Origin of the sequence: Caproiciproducens lactatisolvens, assembly GCF_052443335.1 — a bacterium.
Taxonomy (GTDB): domain Bacteria; phylum Bacillota; class Clostridia; order Oscillospirales; family Acutalibacteraceae; genus Caproiciproducens.
The window spans coordinates 320,787-340,075 of the sequence record NZ_CP195750.1 but is presented as its reverse complement, the minus strand read 5'-3'; the positions used below and the strand labels follow the sequence as shown (position 1 = coordinate 340,075).

Genomic DNA, 19,289 nt, shown 5'->3' with positions numbered 1-19,289 from the left:
TTTTCCTGGGAAAGAAGGAATCGTAAAGGCTTCAGAGAGGGCCCAGGCATTGACAAAAGCCTGTTCCTATTGTAAAATATTTATTAATACCGATATGCAGAAGCATGTCGTACGGATGAACGAAAACAGGATCATGAATTACCAGCGCGCGGCAGCAGCTGTGCGCTTTGCCAGAAGGCTCACAGTACTGTGAGCCTTTATTCTTTATGATCGGGAGTTATGATCGATGGACTTAAAAACATTCTTTACACAGAATCCGCGCGCCGCGCTCGCCTTTTCCGGAGGGGTGGATTCCTCTTATCTGCTGTACGCGGCAAAACAGTATGGCTGCGACGTCCACGCCTATTTTATCAAATCGGCCTTTCAGCCCCAGTTTGAGCTGGACGACGCACGCCGTCTGGCGGAGCAGTTAAACGTCCCTTTTACCGTGGCGGAATTCGACGCTCTTGAAAATCCGCAGGTGGCCGCCAACGACGCCCTGCGCTGCTATTACTGCAAGACCACCCTGTTCACGCAGCTCAGGAAGCTGGCGGCGCAGGACGGCTGCACCCTTCTGATGGACGGCACCAATGCCTCCGACAGCTTTGAAGGGCGGCCGGGCATGCGCGCCCTGCAGGAGCTGGGCGTACGCTCGCCCCTGCGCGAATGCGGTCTGACCAAGGACGATATCCGCCGCCTTTCCCGGGAAGCGGGGCTGTTCACTTCCGAAAAGCCCTCTTACGCCTGCCTTGCCACCAGAATCCCCACCGGCACGGCCATTACGGAGGACATGCTGAAAAAAGTGGAGCAGGGAGAAAACGCCATGTTCGCCATGGGCTTTACCGATTTCAGAATCCGGCTTTTCCACGGCGCGGCAAAAATCCAGCTTCCGGAAAACCAGTTTTCATTGGCAATTGAAAAGAAAAACGAGCTGAATCAGGCTCTTTCCCCGTATTTTGACGGGGTATTGCTCGACCTGACGCCCAGAGTATAAAGGAGAGTCACATATGGAACAGCAAAAAGCGCTGGAACTGCTGCAAAAAGTAAAGGATGGGGAGCTTTCCCCACAGGAGGCCGTTCTGAAGCTGAAAATGAGTCCTTACGAGGATTTGGGATACGCCAAAATCGACCTGCACCGGGGGCTGCGCCAGGGCATCCCGGAAGTGATCTACGGCAGCGGGAAAACGCCGGAGCAGATTCTCGGCATCGCCTCGGCCATGTGGAAGCGCGGCGGGGAAAACATTCTGATTACCCGTCTTTCCCCCGAATCCGCGGAAAAGGTGGGTAAAAAAATCGCCCTCACCTACGACCCCATGTCTAAAATCGGAATTGTGGGACGAAAAAGCGAAATCACCGCTTCCGGCACGATCGCGGTGGCGACTGGCGGCACCAGCGACATGCCCGTCGCCGAGGAAGCGGCCCTGACCGCGGAGGTGCTGGGCAACAAGGTCGCCCGTCTGTACGACGTGGGCGTGGCGGGCCTGCACCGCCTGCTTTCCAAGCTGGATATCCTGATGGACGCGAACGTCGTGGTTGCCATCGCCGGAATGGAAGGGGCGCTCGCAAGCGTGATCGGCGGGCTTGTGGACTGCCCGGTCATCGCTGTACCGACCAGCATCGGCTACGGGGCAAACTTCAACGGCCTTTCTGCCCTGCTTTCCATGCTGAACTCCTGTGCCAGCGGCGTAAGCGTGGTAAATATCGACAACGGCTTCGGCGCGGGGTACCTCGCCAGCATGATCAACCATATGGGAGGGACTGCCCAATGAAAAAGCTGTATCTCGAATGCAATATGGGCGCCGCCGGAGATATGCTGACGGCGGCCCTGCTGGAGCTTTATCCGGATAAGGAGGGCTTCCTCCGGCAGATGAACTCGCTCGGGCTGGACGGCGTTTCGGTCCGGTGCGTCCCTTCGCAGAAATGCGGAATCAATGGAAGCCACATCGACGTGATCATCCGCGGTGAAGAAGAAACCGCACAGGACGTAAGTCCCGATGAGCTGCATTCCCACAGCGGAGGGGATAGCCACCATAACCATGACGGCCATGAGCACGATCACGGACACAGCCACACGCACGATCATGATGAGCACGGCCATGAGGACGCGCAGGCGCACACCCACAGCCATATCAGCTATGAAACGCTGAAAAACATGATTTCTGGGATGCCGGTTCCGGAACCGGTCAAAAAGGATGCCCTCGCCGTTTATTCCCTGCTCGGAGAGGCGGAGTCCAGCGTACACGGCGTTCCGGTTGAGCAGATCCATTTCCACGAGGTCGGCTCTCTGGACGCTGTTGTGGATGTCGTCGGCTGCTGTCTGCTGTTCCATCTGCTGGGGCCGGATTCGGTCACCGCGTCGCCGGTCCACGTCGGCAGCGGCTTTGTGCGCTGCGCGCACGGGATTCTGCCCGTTCCCGCTCCGGCCACCGCGGCGATTTTACGCGGGGTGCCCATTTACAGCGGAGAAATCCGCGGGGAGCTCTGCACCCCGACCGGCGCCGCGCTGCTGAAGCATTTTGTCTCGCGGTTCGGCCCGATGCCGCCGATGGCGGTGGACAGAATCGGCTGCGGGATGGGCGTCAAGGACTTTGCGGCGGCAAACTGCGTGCGCGCCTTCTGGGCCGAAAGCGAAGCTAACCGCGACGAAATCGCACAGCTGAGCTGCAATCTGGACGATATGACGCCGGAGGCAGTCGGGTTCGCGACGGAGCTGCTGCTTTCCGCGGGCGCTCTGGACGTTTTCTCCACGCCGGTCTTCATGAAGAAAAACCGCCCGTCCACTCTGCTGACCTGCCTGTGCAGGCCGGACGACAGGGAAAGGATGGCGCGCCTGATGCTTCTGCACACCACCACGCTGGGGGTCCGCGAAACCGGCTGCGCGCGCACCGTCCTGACCTCCTCCTTCCGCACGGCAGAGACCGCCTGCGGCCCCGTGCGCATCAAGGTGAGCGCCGGCGGGGACATCGTCAAATATAAGCCCGAATACGCCGACGTACGTGCCGCCGCCGAAAAGCACGGCGTTCCCTACGATACGGTTTACAAACAGGCGGTCGCACAAGCGGAAAAAAGGAAATAAAATTTTAAAATAATTTTGCGGTTGCGCGACTTTATTGACTGCCTGAAAAAATATCTTTGCTTTTATGGATGAATGCGGTATACTGTAGTCATAAAATATTCATTTTCCCCTGTATTGGAGGCTGCCATGAAAGAGGACATTTTGAATCTGCTCAGCGACAACCCGATCATCGCGGCAATCAACAGCGACGAGGGGCTGGAAAACGTTCTTCATTCCAGGTGTAAAGTTGTGTTTATTCTGTACGGAAGCCTGTGCAGCATTGCGAATATTGTCCACCGGGTCAAGCAGGAGGGCAAATACGCCTTTGTCCACGTCGATCTGATCGAAGGCATGTCGACCAAAGACGTCGTGATCGATTTTATCAAGGAAACGACGGGCGCCGACGGCATTATCAGCACCCGGGCGTCTATGATAAAGGCAGGGAACTCAAGGGGCCTGTACACCATCCACCGCTTTTTCCTGATCGATTCCATGTCCTTTCACAATGTTTCCAAGCAGGTGAGCCTGTGCAGCCCGGACTGCATTGAAATTATGCCGGGGTGCATTCCGAAGGTGCTTCGCTCCATTCAGAAAATCGTAAACGTCCCGATCATTGCCGGAGGTCTGGTGGTGGACAAGGAGGACGTGGTTGCCGCCCTCGGGGCCGGCGCGGATGCGATCTCTTCCACCAGCACAAGGGTCTGGGACCAGATATAAAAATGCATAAAGATACGCCCTGAAACGGCCTGTTGGTCCGTTTCAGGGCGTATCTTCTGTTTTCTTTTACATATCTCTTGTGGCGACAAAATCGATTCCCGTTCCTAAAATATCCTTATAAACCACATCACCGCGCTTGACGGGAGCGGTCACCTCAACGGTGTCCAGCAGCTTCATCGCGTCAAAGATCATCGCCTTGGGAATCGGCTCGCTGGTCTTTACCGGCAGGCGGCGGTGGGAACCGCCGCTGATCTTCACCGTGGAAGGAACCACCCTTGTCGGATTGGTCAGCTCTTTTTTGCCGTAGACCTCGCCCCTTTTGCAGCCGTTGCCGGTCACCGCGTAGCCGTTCTGCTCATCCACTTTCAAATGGCAGCCCTTGGGGCATACGATACAAATCAGTTCAGTCATGCTGTTTCCTCCTTCCCGACCGCTACGGTCAGCGCACCCGCGGCATTTTCCAGGAGCGCCTTCGGAATCGTGATTTTTTCCATTTCGCCCGGCGCCATGTGCTCCCTTTTAAACCGTGCGATTTCCTTTTCGCCGTCGGTCACCTGAATCACTGCGTCCTTATAAACATTGTTGACGCGAAAGAAAATTTCCGCCGCCCTGTCCAGATTTTCCGTGCGGATTTTCTGCGGGACCGTGTAGTTGACACAGCTGCCGTTCTGCACCTCGAGGAAGCTTTCGGACTCCGGCTCCCCGTTTGCGATATATTTTCCCGCGGCGCGGCCAGCCCGCTGGCTTTCCGCCGTTACGAAGTCCACCAGGTCATGCACGTGCACGACGTTGCCGCAGGCGAAAATCCCCTGCATGGAGGTTTCCATGTTTTCAAACACCACCGGCCCGCTGGTGCGCCGGTCCATGGCCAGTCCCGCGGACTTGGACAGCTCGTTTTCCGGGATCAGTCCGACGGAAAGCAGGACCGTGTCGCAGTCGAAGGTCATTTCCGTTCCCGGAATCGGCTTTCTGTTTTCGTCCACCTTGGACACGACGACCTTTTCCACCCTTCCGTTCCCCTGAATATCCGTAATGGTATGAGAGAGGTAAAGAGGAATGTCGTAGTCTTTCAGGCACTGCACGATGTTGCGGTTCAGCCCGTTGGAGTAGGGCATCAGTTCCACACAGGCGAGCACCTTCGCGCCCTCCAGCGTCATGCGGCGCGCCATAATCAGGCCGATGTCGCCGGAACCGAGAATGATCACCCTTTTTCCGACCATATAGCCTTCCATATTGACGTAGCGCTGCGCGGTCCCGGCGGTGAAAATACCCGCCGGGCGGTCGCCCGGAATCGCGATGGCTCCGCGGGTCCTTTCCCTGCAGCCCATCGCCAGCACGATCGCCTTCGCCTGAATAATCATGTAGCCGTCCTTACTGTTCACACAGTGGATCTGCTTGCCGCGCGTAATTTCCAGCACCATCGTGTCCAGCTTGACCTGTACGTTGGTGTCCCGCAGCATTTCAACAAACCGCTGGGCGTATTCGGGACCCGTCAGCTCCTCTTTAAAGTAATGGAGCCCGAACCCGTTGTGGATACACTGGTTGAGAATCCCACCCAGCTCCTTGTCGCGCTCCAGGATCAGGACGCTTTCCGCGCCGTTGTGGTAGCCCTCCAGAGCAGCCGCGAGCCCCGCGGGGCCTCCGCCGACGACAACCAAATCATAAGCTTCCGTTATCATTGCTGTACTCCTCCCTTTTTGGTCTCTCCGGTCAGAATATAAGTCCCCTTTTTATTCAGAAGCACCTCTTCCAGCGGAAGGCCCAGCTCCCTTGCCAGAATCTCCTGCACGCGCGGGCCGCAGAAGCCGCCCTGACAGCGCCCCATGCCGGCGTTGCATCTCTTTTTGACCGCGTCGACGGTGCGCGGGGTGATCGGGCTGTGGATGGCGTCCACAATCTCGCCCTCCGTGATCGTCTCGCAGCGGCAGATCACCCGGCCGTAAAGCGGATTTTTCTCAATCAGCGCCGCTTTCTCCTCCGGGGACAGGGACTTGAAGCTCACCTTCCGCCTTTCGTCTATAAAGTCTTCCTTTTCCTTCAGAAAAACGCCCGTTCTTTCCAAAAGCTTGATACAGTCGAGCGCAATGGCCGGAGCGCTGGTCAGGCCCGGCGATTTGATTCCGGCCAGGTTGATGAAGCCTCTGGCGGATTTGGATTCCTCAATGATAAAGTCCGAACGTTCGCTCTGTGCGCGGACGCCCGCAAAATTGCGGATGGACTCCCTGAAATTGATGCCCGGCACGGACCTGACCGCCGTTTCACGGACAAAATCAAGCCCGCTCTGGGTGGTGGAAACATCGTCGTCGTTCTCAACGCCGACCGCGTCCGGCCCGACAATCAGATTGCCGTGCACCGTCGGGGAAACCAGAACGCCTTTTCCCACCTTGCTGGGGCACTGGAAAATCACCTTACTGACCAGATTTCCCTGACTTTTATCCAGCAGATAATACTGGCCCTTGCTCGGGATAATTCTGAATTCCGGCTTCTCCGCCACCAGATTGTGGACGTCGTCGGAATGGAGGCCCGCCGCGTTGACCACGCGGGCCGCTTCAACCACCTGGTCGCCGCAGAACAGGCGGTACGCCGTCCCCGTGCGTTCGATCCGGTCGACCTTGCTGTTGAGGAAGAAATCCGCGCCGTTGCGCTTCGCGGTGTCCGCCATGGCGATGCACAGCTCCCACGGGCTGACGATCGCGCCGGACGGCGCGTACAGGGCGCCTTTGATCTCCTTGCTTAAATTCGGTTCCATTTCAAGGGTCTCCCTTGCGTTCAGGACCCGGATGCCCGGCACGCCGTTTACCATGCCCTGCCTGTACAGCCGGTAAATCACATGCAGGTCGTCCTCGTTGAATCCCAGCACCAGCGACCCGCATTTCTGATAGGGAACCTTCAGTTTTTTCGCAATCTCTTCAATCATGGCGTTGCCCAGAACATTGAGCCGGGCCATCGCCGTGCCGGGCTCCGGATCATACCCCGCGTGGACAATGGCGCTGTTCGCCTTGGTTGTGCCGTCGGCAACGTCGTTTTCCTTTTCCAGAACAGCGATTTTCAGGTCGTAGCGCGAAAGCTCGTACGCTGTTGCCGCTCCGATGACACCGCAGCCGATAATTGCTACATCATACATAAGAGACACCCTTTCCATACCTTCATTTTTCCATAAAAGCAATAAAAAAAGAGCAATGTGAATCAACGGTATCGTTAATTCAGCATTACTCAAAAATCTCCATGCTTTTGTATTCAATTTTCTGTGTATATTTTACACCGTTCGACCGGCTTTGTCAATGGATAAAGCCTGAAACGGAATGCCACTTTTTGTAAAGCGGATTTCAGCAATCTGCATAAAATGCGCTTTGAATCAGGCTGATTAGCCCAACTCAAAGCGCTATTTCCTGTGCAATATGACCGAACCGCCGGAAAAACTGCTCCGAAGCCCGGATTTTTGTCAGATAAACAGATTGGTGTCCGACTGCTCGGCGGAGCCGAGGAAGGTGGCGACGCCCGCGATTTCCACCCCGTCGATCAGCTCTTCCGGCTTGATCCCCATAATGTCCATGGACATCTGGCAGGCCACGATCCTCACCCCGCCGTCCATGGCGGAACGGAGAAGCTCCTCCGGCGAAGAAACGTTTTTGCTCTTCATGACCCCGCGGATCATTTTGGAGCCCATGCCCATCATGTTCATTTTGGAAAGGCCCAGCTTTTTGCTTCCGCGCGGCATCATCCTGCCGAACATGCTCTCTATGAAATTCTTCTTCACAGGTACCTTTTCGCTTCTGCGCAGGATATTCAATCCCCAGAAGGTGAAGAACATCGTGACTCTCCGTCCCATGGAGGCCGCGCCGTTGGCGATGATCAGCGCCGCCAAAGCCTTGTCGAGGTCGCCGCTGAACACCACCATGCTCTTGTCGTTCCCGCTCCGGGCCGGAACGGCGGGGGCCTGCGCGCCCTTCTGGATTCTGACGGTGTAGGCCGCGCCCTCGCGCTGCACGCCAAGCAGCAGGTTCCCCGTCCTTTCGCACCAGACGCTGATGTCCGAGGCAAACGCCGGGTCGGTCGCGCGGATGGTCAGGCAGTCCCCGTCCTGAATCCTTTTGATTCCTTCCGAGGCTTTCATGATCGGGCCGGGGCACTGCAGGCCGCAGGCGTCCACCTCCAGCATTTCCGCGTCCCGGCAGCACGCCGATTTTATCGTTTCCCCGCCGTTACTGTTTTTTTTTACGCCGACACAGTCGGTTCCCGTCGGACTTTCCCTGTCCCCTTTTGCGGTGATGTAGGTCTTGTATCCGCCGCTGAGGTTATAGACGTCGTAGCCGTTCTGCGCCAGAATCCTTGCGGCAAGGTATCCGCGCAGGCCCACCTGACAGAACGCGTACACCGGTTTGTCTTTCGGCAGCTCGCCCATCCGCCCGCGCAGGCTGTCCAGAGGAATTCCAATTGCGCCGTCGAGCGTACCCATTTTCATTTCATCGGGCGTCCTGACGTCCAGCAGGGTGATCTTTTCACGGTCCAGCGAATCCACCTCGTCATAGTGGAACACTTTTACGTCGCCGCGCAGGATATTGGCCGCCGTAAAGCCCAGCATGTTCACCGGGTCCTTCGCGGAGGAATAAGGCGGCGCGTAGCAGAGCTCCAGCTTTTCAAGATCGTAGACCGTTCCGCCCAGACGAAGCGCGGTGGCAATCACGTCGATGCGTTTATCCACTCCCTCATAGCCGACCGCCTGCGCGCCGAGGATTTTGCCGTCCGCCGCGAACAGCAGCTTCATGCTGATCTGTGAGGATCCGGGGTAGTATCCCGCGTGGCTCGACGGGTGGATATAAGTCTTCTGATACGGAATCCCCTGTGCTTTCAGCTGTTTCTCGTTCAGCCCGGTGGAAGCGGCGGTCATGTCGAACACCTTCAGCACCGCGCTGCCCTGTACGCCGCTGTCCCTCGTGATCCTCCGCCCCAGAACATTGTCCCCGGCGAGCCGCCCCTGCTTGTTGGCGGGCCCGGCAAGGGGAACCAGCGTCCTGTCCCCGGTCACGATCTGGCGGACGGAAACGGCGTCGCCGACCGCGAAAATATCCGGGTCGGAGGTGGCGAAGGTATCGTCGGTCAGGATGCTTCCGCCGACGCCAAGCTCCAGTCCGGCTTCTTTGGCAAGGCGGCTGTCCGGCGCGACGCCGATGCTCAGGATGACCAGATCGGCCTCCAGTTCCCTATCTCCGGTCAGCTTCACTTCCAGGCCGCCGGATTTTTCAAAGCCCTGCACCCCTGTGCCGAACAGTAATTTGACTCCGTTTTCCCTCATATGGCGGTGAAGGATCGCCGCCATTTCCGGGTCAAGGGAGGCAACGGCCTGATCCAGGAACTCGACAATCGTGACGTCAAGGCCGCGTTCCTTCAGATTTTCCGCCATTTCCACCCCGATAAAGCCCGCGCCGACCACAACGGCCGACTTCGCGTGCTTTTCCTTAATATAGGCGTCGATCTGAAGCGTATCCGGCACCGTGCGCAGCGTAAAGATCCCCTCGCTGTCGATTCCGGGCAGATTGGGGCGCTTCGGCACCGCGCCGGGCGAAAGGATCAGTTTATCATAGCTTTCCTCGTAAGTGCTGCCGTCCGCGTGGTTTTGTACGGTCACCGTCTTTTTTTCACGGTCAATTTTCACGACCTCGCTCTTCGTACGCACATCGATGCCAAAGCGCCTGCGAAGCAGCTCCGGCTGCGTGACGATCAGCTTTTCCCTGTCCCGGATCGTTCCCCCGATATAGTAGGGAAGACCGCAGTTTGCATAGGAAATGTACTCTCCCTTTTCAAACAGGATGATTTTGGCTTCCTCGCTCTGCCTGCGCAGCCTGGTAGCCGCGCCCGCACCGCCCGCAACACCGCCGACAATCAGTACCTTCATTGTATTTCCACCTTTCCAATCATATAAAGCTTATGGATGCAAGTTTTCAAAAATGAATTTTTTTCGTGCGCCGCCCCTGTCCGGCTTCCATAAAACCCTTCAGTCAGGCTTTGCCTTCTGGCTCCCTCAAAGAGGAAACTTACAGCATTTCCAGTTAATTCTGCAACAAGGTTGCGTTCCTCTCCCGCCTTCGGCGGGGGAGGAACGTGTTTTGTCCCGCAAGCTGAAATGGAATTGCCATAAAATCGGAATTTAATTTGAAAAATTGCAAATATTGTAGTGTAATCTTTTACAGTTTTATGATATCATGAGGAAAGATAGGATTCCGTGACTAAATCACACAGCGGAAGAAGGCCCGGATGTGACCATGTCACAGAATAAATCTCCTTTACGGCATATAATAAAACAATCAACCAGAGAGGGTGAAACGATGGCCGATATAATCATCTTGGGAAACGGTCCCGCCGGAATCTCTTCAGCAGCCTATACGGCGCGCGCCGGGCTGGATACCATGGTAATCGGGCGCGACAGCGGAGCTTTATCAAAAGCGGGGGAAATCGAAAATTATTACGGCTTTCCCACCCCTATTTCCGGAGAACAGCTGGTCCGCAACGGAATCGACCAGGCCGAAAGGCTCGGTGTTTCCATCGTCAGCGACGAGGTTCTGGGCATCAGCTACGACGGCGAGTTTACCGTCCAGTCAAAACAGGGCGCCTACAAAGCTCCTGTGGTCATCCTCGCAACCGGCGCTTCCAGAAAATCGCCCGGGATCGAGGGCCTGAGCAGATTTGAGGGAAAAGGCGTCAGCTACTGCGCCGTCTGCGACGCGTTTTTCTACCGCGGAAAAGCCGTTGCCGTTCTGGGGGACGGCGACTACGCCCTGCACGAGGCAGCCGAGCTTCTGCCGGTCGTCGGTTCGGTCACGGTACTGACCAACGGACGCGAACCCTCCGCGGAGTTTCCCGAACAGATTGCCGTGAATAAAAAGGAAATAGAGGCTCTCAGGGGCGACAGCGTTTTGGAATCCATCGCTTTCCGCGACGGCTCCACCCAGCCGCTCAGCGGGCTGTTCATCGCTCTGGGCGTGGCGTCCAGCGCGGATTTCGCCCGGACCATGGGCGCCGAAACCGAAAATGGCCGCATTGTGGTGAACGAACGCATGCAGACGAGCATTCCCGGCCTTTACGCGGCGGGCGACTGCACCGGCGGGATGTACCAGATTTCCAAAGCGGTCTACGACGGCGCCAGAGCCGCGACCAGCGCCATTCAATATCTGCGCAGCCGCAAAAAATAACTTTTTTCGCCAAAACGTGATGTAGTCACGGAAAAATTTCGATTTCCGGTATATAATAGGGATACAAACGGAGAAAACTATTCTTAAACATGGACAAAGGAGAATGAATAATGGCAGTGGTAACTTTGACAAAAGACAATTTTACGCAGGAGGCGGTCAACGCCGACAAGACCGTACTTATTGATTTCTGGGCCCCGTGGTGCGGCCCCTGCCGCATGGTGTCGCCCATTGTGGATGAGATTGCCGAAGAGGCTTCCGCCACCTTAAAGGTAGGCAAGGTAAATGTGGACGAGGAGCCTGAGCTTGCCTCTCAGTTCGGCGTCATGAGCATCCCCACCCTGGTGGTGATGAAGGACGGAAAAGTCGTGACTTCCTCCGTCGGCACCAAAAGCAAGGAATCCATCCTGAGCATGGTCCAGTAAAACACATTTTAAAAACTTGTCAGGCGTCGAAAAATCGTGCAAGACAAGGCGGCAAGTGCCGCAAATGAGGGAGCATACTTGTTGTATGTAACCGGAATTTGCAAGTGCAGCCAACGCAGTAAGCAAAATTATAAAACAATTTTGCGGTTGCGCGACTTTATCGACAGCCTGAGCCCCGCATCCGTGATGCGGGGCTTTTTTCTTTTCTCCTTCTGTAGTATAATAAACCCAAAAAGAAATATCAGCCGCCCGGCGCGGCTGACTCAGGAGGCAGTCGGGATGGCCGTTACACAGAAAGAGCTTGCATTTATGAGGGAGGCGTTTCCCTTTTGGAATCAGCTGACGCAAAGGCAGCAAAACCTTCTGGAGCAGTCGGTTTCCAGCTCTTCCTACAGGAAGGGCCGGCGGCTGCACGACGGCGCACAGGACTGCATGGGGCTGATTCTGGTGCTCAGCGGGCATCTGCGCGCTTTTATCCTTTCCGACTCGGGAAAGGAAATCACCATTTACCGTCTTTTTGAACGGGACATCTGTATTTTTTCGGCCTCCTGCATGCTGAAAAACATCAGTTTCGACATTTATATTGAGGCGGCGGAGGACTCCCGGATCCTGCTGATTCCCACGGCGGTATACAACGAACTGAATCAGACCTGTCTGTCGGTTTCAAACTTTACGAGCCAGCTGATTTCCTCCCGCTTTTCCGACGTGATGTGGGTGATGGAGCAGGTGCTTTTCATGAGCTTTGACCGCCGCCTGGCCAACTTCCTGCTGGAGCAGTCCGCGATTGCCGGCAGCAGCACGTTCAGCATCACGCACGAGACCATTGCGAAAAACATGGGCTCCGCGCGCGAGGTCGTGACCCGCATGCTGAAATATTTCCAGAGCGAGGGAATGGTTTCCCTCTCCCGCGGCGGCATCACCATTACCGACCCGAAAAAACTGGAAAGGCTTCTCCAGTTTGACAAATGACCGTCACGATTGCAATTGCCGGTAATCTGTAGTAAAATCAAATGGAAAACAATGTCATAAACAGACGAATTTCTGCGAAGCGGAGGCCACACCTATGCAAACTAAAAAACAGCCCGATCTTCTGAAAAAGCCCGCGGATGCGGCGGCGGAAGATTATGTGTTCGCACTCGACATCGGGACAAGAAGCGTAATCGGCATTGTAGGGACCCTGGAGAAGGAAAAGCTGCGCATCTCCGCCGTAGAGCAGGTCGAACATCCGAAACGCGCCATGATCGACGGCCAGATTGAAGATATCGAGCAGGTAAGCCGGGTGGCAAAGCAGGTCAAGGACCGGCTGGAAAAGCGGGTCGGCTATCCGCTGCGGCATGTCTGCGTCGCGGCGGCCGGACGCGCGCTGAAAACGCAGAAAGCCTCCTATGAGCTGGCGCTCAAGCAGTCGCAGGTGATCGACGAGGAACTGATCTGCCGTCTGGAGGCGGGGGCGATCGAAGCGGCCGAGCGGCAGTTCAACCCCGAAACCGCCGACGAAAACCAGCCCGTCTTTTACCTTGTCGGCTATTCCGTGATTCAGTACACGCTGGACCGCTACCCTATTTCCAACCTTCTGGAGCACCTCGGGCAGAGCATCGGTGTGGAAGTCATCGCAACCTTCCTGCCCCGCGAGGTAGTGGACAGCCTGTATACCACCATGCACAAAACCGGGCTGGAGGTTTCGAGCCTGACGCTGGAGCCGATCGCGGCCATGAACGCGGCCATCCCGCAGAAGCTGCGTCTGCTGAACCTTGCGCTGGTGGACATCGGCGCGGGCACCTCGGACATCGCCGTGTCCCGGGACGGCGGCGTCGTAGGCTACACCATGGCGACCGTGGCTGGCGACGAGGTCACTGAGGCGATCATGAAGACGTATCTGGTGGACTTTAACACCGCGGAAGAAATCAAGCTGAAAATGAACGGGGAACGGAATATCGTCTTTACGGATATTCTGGGATTTGAACACACGGTCACGCCGGAGGAAATCCGCAATAAAACCGAGCCGGTCAAGCGCGCGCTCTGTGAGGAAATCTCCCAGAGGATCGTACAGGCCAACGGCGGCCCCCCTTCGGCGGTTTTTCTGGTGGGCGGCGGCAGCAAGCTGCCCGGCATGTGCGAATGCGTGGCGGAATGCCTTGATCTGCCCCTGACCCGTGTGGCCATCGGCGGAAGCAACTTTATGGTGCATGTGGCCGCTTCGGAGGAGGACGTGACCGGTCCGGAATACGCGACCCCGCTGGGCATCGCCGTTTCCGCGGCGCTCAACCTCATCAACGACAGCTTCTCCATCACCCTGAACGGCAGCCGCGCAAAGCTCTTCCGCAGCGGCAGGCTTTCCGTTCTGGACGTGCTTCTGATGAACGGGTTCAGCTACAATCAGCTCATCAGCCGTTCCGGGCAGAGCATGATCGTGGAGCTGAACGGGGAAAAGAAAGTCGTCTACGGCGGGCATCCGACCGCGGCGCGCATCCTTCTGAACGGCGCGGAAAGCAACATCGCCGCCATGATCAAAGCCGGGGACAGCATTGACTTCGAGCCCGCCGTGGCGGGCGAAGACGCGCACCCGCTGCTCGGCGAGGCGGTCGATCTAAAGGAAACGCGCAGGGTATTTTTAAATGGCTCGGAAATGGCCGTGGGGACCCGCGCCATGGTCAACGGGCAGCCCGCCGGGCCGGACTATCCGCTCAGCATGCGGGACCGGATCCAGACCTTCCCGATCAGCACGCTGCGGGAGCTTCTCGTCTTTGCGGGGGAGGACGAAACCCGCCCGTACCTGATCAACGGACAGACCGCCGACCCCGACAGCCCGCTTTCCGCGGAGGACCGGATCGAATACGCTCCCGTCGCCGCGCGCCCCGGCACGCCACCGCCCGACGCCGAACCGCCGCAAAGCGGTGAACCGCGGGAAGACGAAGAGCAACCGGTCCAGACGGTCACTCATATTACCCTGAACGGCGCGCCCCTTGCCCTGAAAACAAAGCAGGACAAAACGCCCTACCGCCTGATTGACATGCTCAATCTGGTGGATTTCGATCTGTCCAAGCCGCAGGGAAATATCATTCTGCACGTCAACGGGCAGGACGCGGCCTATTTGCAGGTGCTCGCGGACGGGGACTGTGTGGATATCTACTGGGATAAAAACCAAAGATCATAATATGATACGGAAAAAGCATCGGAACGGAAATTCCCGCCCCGATGCTTTCTTTATGGGTTCCTATTGATTGTTTTTCGGCAGGCTGTCTTCCAGCAGCTTTAAAATCCGCTGCGGCTGCAGGTTTGCCTGCGCCAGCATCGCCATGCCCGCCTGCACAAGAATATTGTGCCGCGCCAGCTCCATCATTTCCTTTGCCATATCCACGTCGCGGATACGGCTTTCCGCCGCCGTCAGATTGTCCTCCATCGTGGAAAGGCAGCTCAGATGACGTTCCAGCCCGTTCTGGGCGGCGCCCAGACTGCCGCGCGCTCCGGCGACCGTGTCGGCCGCCTTTTTGATCAGGTCGATGGCTTTCTGCGCGTCCTCCTGCGTGGCAATGGAGGCCCCGTCCAGCCCCAGCCCTTTTGTCCCCATATTGGGGATATGGACGGTGTAATGGCTGTCCTCTGAACTGTCCGCCCCGATCTGCAGCGTGACGCCGTCCTTCCCGAACCCGGGGTCGGAGGGGTCCGTTATTTCGGCCAGGTCGCCGTTAAGCAGCTTGGTCCCGTTAAAATCGGTGGTACTTGCGATCCGGTCAATTTCTTTTTTCAACGCCTCAAATTCCTTACCGGAATTTTTTCTGTCCGTGTCGTTCTGATAGGTCCCGTTGGAGGACTGCACCGCAAGCTCCATCATCCTGTTCAGGATGGACTGGGTCTCGTTCAGGTTTCCTTCCGCGGTCTGAATCATGCTGACACCGTCCTGCGTGTTCTGCTGCGCGGCCTGCAGACCGCGGATCTGCGCCCGCATTTTTTCAGACACGGCAAGGCCCGCCGGGTCATCCGCAGCGGAATTGATGCGGTATCCGGACGAAAGCCTCATGATGCTTTTATCGCACAGCGCCTGATTGATGGAAAGCTGGCGCAGCACGAAAAGCGCGCTGAGATTATGCTGGATCACCATTTTGATTACTCCCTGAAATCCGAAAGCGGCGAGTCCTTTCGCCGCCGTTTTTAAGTTCTATTTCATATATCGTTTCCTCCGGCGGAAAATTTACATAATTCCTCGATTCGTTCCGCTACCGCTTCCCCAACGGTCATAATAATCCTCTCAGCGTTCATTTAATCTCCTGCTCTAAATTACGAAACTCGGGCGTATCGAAAAATGTATTTTGAACTCGCGGCGAAGGTGGAGGATGCTGTCGAACTGCTTGTAAAGGCGCAGCAAAAAGGGGAGGAGGATTATATGGAAGGGAAACCAACGATAACGGAATTTAAAATCCGTGAAGCTTCGGAAAAAACCGATCTGCATCAATAAAAGAGGGACGGCGGCTTTGAACAGCCGTCGCCCCTTCTGGTTTTGCCAGTATCCAGTATATTATTCTTTCGGATTGCTGACCGTGCCGATAAAGACGGGCAGCTTTGCCTGCGTATCCACAATCGCATAGAGGAACGGGCGGTCGAACACGACCTCCTTCCTGTCCTGCGCAGGGGCCGCGCTTCCCGCATCCATGGAAATCGAAGTGGCGGCGCCGGCCTTCGCCCCCAGCTCATCCACCTCTATAAAGGTCTTGTGCAGCACCTCGCTGATAAACAGCGGCCCTTCCGGGGAACTGCCCATGGAGCGGAAATCGGCCCGGTCGGCGTCAAAGGCGTCCGTCAGCCCCAGCGCTTTCAGCGGGTCGTTCAGGCCGATGGAAAATTCATATTTGAATTTCGGCAGGAAGGAGTCCGCCCATTCTTCTCCGGCGGAATCGAGCAGGGCCGCGAACGATTCCCCCGTCATCTGCGCGATATATTCGTCCAGCCCGACGCCTTCCTTCGGCAGAACCGCCATGAGGGCAAAGCGGTCGTCCTGAAAGGGTTTCAGAATCCCGTCGGATTTGCCGTCGTGCAGATAAACTTCCTGGGAATTCATGAACGGTACGGTTACTTTCCCGCCCGGGGCCTGGAATTCCCTGTCTTTGACCTGATAGTCTTTGTAGGCTATCCGCCAGTCCGACTCGAAATAAAGCGCGTTGATCAGATACATCATGGTCGTATCGTCGATTTGGCTCACCATTTTATCGATTTTCCCGCCGGTGTTTTCCTTCACCCAGCCGTTGATTTTATTTACGGTCGACTGCTTCCCAAAATCGAGCTGAAACGCGCCCGCGCCGAAATAATCGGCGTTTTTCTGGAGGAAGCCCTTATCCACTTTCAGGTCTTTGTCACGGTACCAGATGGAATTGGCAATCTGCAGCTTGCCGTCCGTAATGGATTTCAGCTGGTTTGCGAGAAGGTACTCGTTCCGGTTGAGCTCCGCGATGTCCATTCCCCCGCCCAGCAGCTTTTCAAACTGGGTCAGCGTTTCGCCGCCCGCGCCGTTGGCCGTCATGCCGAGCGCAAGGGAGAGCGAAACCGGCGACACGAGGGAATTCTGACCCTTTGCGACGGATTCCCGGAACAGCTTTACGGAAAAATCCTGCTGGCTGCGGATAAAGTCTTCGCTCACGCTGCCCTTCACATCGATTTTATTCGCCGAAACACCGTTCATCAGGTTTTCGGAAGCGCTGACCATGCTGAGCGGAAACAGCACGCCGCTCAGCAGCAGCCCGCAGACCAGCACCACCGCAAGCGCGGGAACCAGCACAAGCCGCAGCGGCTTTCTTTTCTTTTCCGGCTCTCTGTCTGTCGGAAGATTTTTCAACAGCTCCGTCGTTTTTTGTTGAAAATCTTTTGACGCCTTGATTTCATTCAGTTCGGAAATATATTTGTCTCTATTCATTGTCAAAACCTCCCGTCAGCGATTTTTTCAGTTGCTTTCTTGCCCGGTGCAGCCAAGAGGAAACCGTATTTTCCTTCTGCTGCAAAGCGGACGCGATTTCAGTCACGCTCATGTCCTCGTAATAATGCAGATAAATCACATTCCTGAACTTCGGCTCCAGCCGCATGACCGCATCCAGGACCTCCCCGTTCCCGTCGCGGGACGGGAGGTTATCCTCCAGAACGGCCCTTTTCCGGAACCACGAGGATTTCAGATAATCCTTGCACAGGTTGATTGTCACCCGGATGATCCACGCCTTTTCATGCTCGTCGCTTGTAAAGTCCGGGCCGAGCGTAAAGAGCCGCAGAAAGACCTCCTGCGCGATATCCTCCGCTTCCGCCCTGCTTTTGACATTCTGGAACGCGATGCGCACGACCATGTCGGAATAGCGGGCAAGGCACGACTGAATCCTGCTGTCCGCGTCGATTACTGTTTTCACCTTTTCGCCTCCTTCAAATATAATACGATTCAAAAAACTCCCGGCTTGCACATTGCCGGGACATCAAAAAAATATTTTTCAGCGCCGGCTCAGGCGCTTGGAAGCAAGCCCCGTCCATGCAACATAAATCTATAAAATTGAGTATATTGTCCTTGCAAACAGGCGATGATTGGAATAGAATATAGTCGGATATTGCATAATAATCATTTTCGTCCTCATCAAAAAGATACAGGGGGTAACAAAATGCTGTCTGCAAAAGTAAAAGAATGGATTACTCAGGGAAAACTGGATGAAAACCTGTCCTATTTATATGTCTGCGGTTACGAAAAAGTGGCGGATTATCGGAAAAGGCTGCTGCTTGCGGTCGAAAATTTTGAAAAGCTGTTCGGCGAGGGGCGGGATATCCATATTTTCAGCGCGCCCGGCAGAACGGAGGTGGGCGGCAACCACACCGACCATCAAGGGGGCCGCGTGCTTGCCGCAAGCGTAAACCTCGACGTGATCGCGGTGGCTGCCGCCGGCAGCAGCGGCCGGGTGCGGGTAAAATCCGAAGGTTATCCCATGGATGATTTAAGCGCAAAAGAACCGGAGATCAAAGAAAGCGAGCGCAACCAGTCCGTTTCCCTCATCCGCGGAATTTTGAGCCGCTTCTCCCAGCTCGGCCACACCGTCGGCGGATTCGACGCCTACACCACCTCCAACGTGCTCGCCGGTTCCGGGCTTTCTTCCTCGGCGGCTTTTGAGGTGCTGATCGGCACCGTCGTCAACGACCTTTTCTGCGGCGGCAGGGAAAGCGCGCTGAAAATCGCGCAGATCGGCCAGTACGCGGAAAACAGATATTTCGGAAAGCCCTGCGGGCTGATGGACCAGGCGGCCAGCTCGGTCGGCGGGTTCGTCACCATCGATTTCAGGGACGCTGAGGCGCCCAGGGTCGAACAGGTCCATTTTGACTTTGCAAAATGCGGCTACACCCTGTGCATCATCGACACCAAAGGCAGCCACTCCGACCTGACGCCGGACTACGCGGCCGTTCCCGCCGAAATGCGGAAGGTGGCGGCGTTTTTCGGCAAAGAAGTGCTGTCCGAGGTGGACGAAGAAATGTTTTATCAGAACATTCCCGCGCTGCGGGAAAAGACAGGCGACCGGGCCGTGCTGCGCGCCATCCATTTCTTTGCGGACAACGCGAGGGTTTTGAAAGAGGTCGCGGCTTTGAAGGACAACGACTTTGAAACGTTCAAGCGGCAGATCATTGAAAGCGGCTATTCTTCCTATATGTACCTGCAGAACGTCTTTTCCCCGGCGCACGTGCAGGAACAGGGCATGTCCCTGACGCTGGCGCTCTGCCAGAAGTTTTTAGCCGGAAAAGGCGGCGCGTACCGCGTGCACGGCGGCGGCTTCGCGGGAACGGTGCAGACGTTTGTCCCGCAGGATTTCCTCGGTGAATTCGTGGAGAAAATGGAAGCGGTGCTCGGGAAAGGCAGCTGCCACACCCTGTCCATCCGCCCGGTCGGCGGCACGAAGATGATATAAAAATTTCAGGAGGACTTTT

At 56.3% G+C, this 19,289-nt stretch carries 17 protein-coding genes; 10 read left to right on the top strand and 7 right to left on the bottom strand.

Annotated elements, in window-relative coordinates:
* Positions 1-226 precede the first annotated feature (226 nt).
* The 4 genes from larE (at position 227) to ACRQV7_RS01655 (ending at position 3,751) form a co-directional block, all read left to right on the top strand.
* Complete coding sequence (gene larE, locus ACRQV7_RS01670) at positions 227-973, top strand: ATP-dependent sacrificial sulfur transferase LarE (RefSeq protein WP_444659179.1); 747 nt, start codon at positions 227-229, stop codon at positions 971-973.
* Positions 974-986: 13 nt separating this feature from the next.
* Positions 987-1,748, top strand: a complete 762-nt coding sequence (gene larB / locus ACRQV7_RS01665; RefSeq protein ID WP_444659178.1) for a nickel pincer cofactor biosynthesis protein LarB — start codon at positions 987-989, stop codon at positions 1,746-1,748.
* Entirely contained in the window at positions 1,745-3,055 is a 1,311-nt protein-coding gene (gene larC, locus ACRQV7_RS01660; protein WP_444659177.1) for a nickel pincer cofactor biosynthesis protein LarC, read from the top strand. The genes larB and larC overlap by 4 nt, the downstream gene beginning before the upstream one ends.
* Before the next feature lie 126 nt (positions 3,056-3,181).
* Entirely contained in the window at positions 3,182-3,751 is a 570-nt protein-coding gene (locus ACRQV7_RS01655; protein WP_444659176.1) for a glycerol-3-phosphate responsive antiterminator, read from the top strand.
* A gap of 66 nt (positions 3,752-3,817) precedes the next feature.
* Here the strand turns inward: ACRQV7_RS01655 and ACRQV7_RS01650 are convergent, their stop codons facing one another.
* The 4 genes from ACRQV7_RS01650 to ACRQV7_RS01635 form a co-directional block, all read right to left on the bottom strand.
* Positions 3,818-4,162: a DUF1667 domain-containing protein gene (locus ACRQV7_RS01650; RefSeq protein ID WP_444659175.1), complete on the bottom strand. Its 345-nt coding sequence runs from the start codon at positions 4,160-4,162 to the stop codon at positions 3,818-3,820.
* On the bottom strand, positions 4,159-5,430 hold the full coding sequence (locus ACRQV7_RS01645) for an NAD(P)/FAD-dependent oxidoreductase (RefSeq protein WP_444659174.1): 1,272 nt from the start codon (positions 5,428-5,430) through the stop codon (positions 4,159-4,161). Before ACRQV7_RS01645 ends, ACRQV7_RS01650 begins: the two co-directional genes overlap by 4 nt.
* Complete coding sequence (locus tag ACRQV7_RS01640; protein WP_275717730.1) at positions 5,427-6,875, bottom strand: NAD(P)/FAD-dependent oxidoreductase; 1,449 nt, start codon at positions 6,873-6,875, stop codon at positions 5,427-5,429. The genes ACRQV7_RS01645 and ACRQV7_RS01640 overlap by 4 nt, the downstream gene beginning before the upstream one ends.
* Positions 6,876-7,193: 318 nt before the next feature.
* On the bottom strand, positions 7,194-9,644 hold the full coding sequence (locus ACRQV7_RS01635; RefSeq protein WP_444659173.1) for an FAD-dependent oxidoreductase: 2,451 nt from the start codon (positions 9,642-9,644) through the stop codon (positions 7,194-7,196).
* A gap of 430 nt (positions 9,645-10,074) precedes the next feature.
* Here ACRQV7_RS01635 and ACRQV7_RS01630 point away from each other — a divergent pair, with 430 nt between their 5' ends.
* The 4 genes from ACRQV7_RS01630 to ACRQV7_RS01615 all read left to right on the top strand — a co-directional run bounded on the left by ACRQV7_RS01630 (position 10,075) and on the right by ACRQV7_RS01615 (position 14,514).
* Positions 10,075-10,938: an NAD(P)/FAD-dependent oxidoreductase gene (locus ACRQV7_RS01630; protein WP_444659172.1), complete on the top strand. Its 864-nt coding sequence runs from the start codon at positions 10,075-10,077 to the stop codon at positions 10,936-10,938.
* A gap of 110 nt (positions 10,939-11,048) precedes the next feature.
* Positions 11,049-11,360, top strand: a complete 312-nt coding sequence (gene trxA, locus ACRQV7_RS01625; protein ID WP_275717732.1) for a thioredoxin — start codon at positions 11,049-11,051, stop codon at positions 11,358-11,360.
* 279 nt (positions 11,361-11,639) lie between these two features.
* The gene (locus ACRQV7_RS01620) at positions 11,640-12,329 is read left to right on the top strand and encodes a Crp/Fnr family transcriptional regulator (RefSeq protein WP_444659171.1); all 690 of its coding nucleotides are present in this window, start codon (positions 11,640-11,642) and stop codon (positions 12,327-12,329) included.
* A 94-nt stretch (positions 12,330-12,423) separates the two neighbouring features.
* Positions 12,424-14,514 (top strand): cell division FtsA domain-containing protein, encoded by a 2,091-nt coding sequence (locus tag ACRQV7_RS01615; protein ID WP_444659170.1) that lies wholly within the window; start codon positions 12,424-12,426, stop codon positions 14,512-14,514.
* A 60-nt stretch (positions 14,515-14,574) separates the two neighbouring features.
* On the opposite strand, the gene ACRQV7_RS01610 is transcribed toward ACRQV7_RS01615, so the two are convergent.
* Positions 14,575-15,459, bottom strand: coding sequence for a flagellin N-terminal helical domain-containing protein (locus ACRQV7_RS01610; RefSeq protein ID WP_444659169.1), 885 nt, complete (start codon positions 15,457-15,459; stop codon positions 14,575-14,577).
* 201 nt (positions 15,460-15,660) lie between these two features.
* On the opposite strand from ACRQV7_RS01610, the gene ACRQV7_RS01605 reads away from it, so the two are divergent.
* The gene (locus ACRQV7_RS01605) at positions 15,661-15,813 is read left to right on the top strand and encodes a hypothetical protein (RefSeq protein WP_444659168.1); all 153 of its coding nucleotides are present in this window, start codon (positions 15,661-15,663) and stop codon (positions 15,811-15,813) included.
* Positions 15,814-15,873: 60 nt separating this feature from the next.
* Here the strand turns inward: ACRQV7_RS01605 and ACRQV7_RS01600 are convergent, their stop codons facing one another.
* Both ACRQV7_RS01600 and ACRQV7_RS01595 read right to left on the bottom strand, forming a co-directional pair.
* A complete protein-coding gene (locus tag ACRQV7_RS01600) occupies positions 15,874-17,262 on the bottom strand; it encodes a serpin family protein (protein ID WP_444659167.1) in 1,389 nt (462 codons plus the stop codon).
* Positions 17,255-17,740, bottom strand: coding sequence for a sigma-70 family RNA polymerase sigma factor (locus ACRQV7_RS01595; RefSeq protein ID WP_275717739.1), 486 nt, complete (start codon positions 17,738-17,740; stop codon positions 17,255-17,257). Before ACRQV7_RS01595 ends, ACRQV7_RS01600 begins: the two co-directional genes overlap by 8 nt.
* A gap of 243 nt (positions 17,741-17,983) precedes the next feature.
* Between ACRQV7_RS01595 and ACRQV7_RS01590 the strand changes: the two genes are divergently transcribed.
* Entirely contained in the window at positions 17,984-19,270 is a 1,287-nt protein-coding gene (locus ACRQV7_RS01590) for a galactokinase (RefSeq protein ID WP_275717740.1), read from the top strand.
* The last annotated feature ends 19 nt before the right edge of the window (positions 19,271-19,289 follow it).

Bases quoted from the DNA above. Each gene is read 5' to 3' on its own strand.
- larE (WP_444659179.1), top strand. From the start codon at position 227: ATGGACTTAAAAACATTCTTTACACAGAATCCGCGCGCCGCGCTCGCC.
- larB (WP_444659178.1), top strand. From the start codon at position 987: ATGGAACAGCAAAAAGCGCTGGAACTGCTGCAAAAAGTAAAGGATGGG.
- larC (WP_444659177.1), top strand. From the start codon at position 1,745: ATGAAAAAGCTGTATCTCGAATGCAATATGGGCGCCGCCGGAGATATG.
- ACRQV7_RS01655 (WP_444659176.1), top strand. From the start codon at position 3,182: ATGAAAGAGGACATTTTGAATCTGCTCAGCGACAACCCGATCATCGCG.
- ACRQV7_RS01650 (WP_444659175.1), bottom strand. From the start codon at position 4,162: ATGACTGAACTGATTTGTATCGTATGCCCCAAGGGCTGCCATTTGAAA.
- ACRQV7_RS01645 (WP_444659174.1), bottom strand. From the start codon at position 5,430: ATGATAACGGAAGCTTATGATTTGGTTGTCGTCGGCGGAGGCCCCGCG.
- ACRQV7_RS01640 (WP_275717730.1), bottom strand. From the start codon at position 6,875: ATGTATGATGTAGCAATTATCGGCTGCGGTGTCATCGGAGCGGCAACA.
- ACRQV7_RS01635 (WP_444659173.1), bottom strand. From the start codon at position 9,644: ATGAAGGTACTGATTGTCGGCGGTGTTGCGGGCGGTGCGGGCGCGGCT.
- ACRQV7_RS01630 (WP_444659172.1), top strand. From the start codon at position 10,075: ATGGCCGATATAATCATCTTGGGAAACGGTCCCGCCGGAATCTCTTCA.
- trxA (WP_275717732.1), top strand. From the start codon at position 11,049: ATGGCAGTGGTAACTTTGACAAAAGACAATTTTACGCAGGAGGCGGTC.
- ACRQV7_RS01620 (WP_444659171.1), top strand. From the start codon at position 11,640: ATGGCCGTTACACAGAAAGAGCTTGCATTTATGAGGGAGGCGTTTCCC.
- ACRQV7_RS01615 (WP_444659170.1), top strand. From the start codon at position 12,424: ATGCAAACTAAAAAACAGCCCGATCTTCTGAAAAAGCCCGCGGATGCG.
- ACRQV7_RS01610 (WP_444659169.1), bottom strand. From the start codon at position 15,459: ATGGTGATCCAGCATAATCTCAGCGCGCTTTTCGTGCTGCGCCAGCTT.
- ACRQV7_RS01605 (WP_444659168.1), top strand. From the start codon at position 15,661: ATGTATTTTGAACTCGCGGCGAAGGTGGAGGATGCTGTCGAACTGCTT.
- ACRQV7_RS01600 (WP_444659167.1), bottom strand. From the start codon at position 17,262: ATGAATAGAGACAAATATATTTCCGAACTGAATGAAATCAAGGCGTCA.
- ACRQV7_RS01590 (WP_275717740.1), top strand. From the start codon at position 17,984: ATGCTGTCTGCAAAAGTAAAAGAATGGATTACTCAGGGAAAACTGGAT.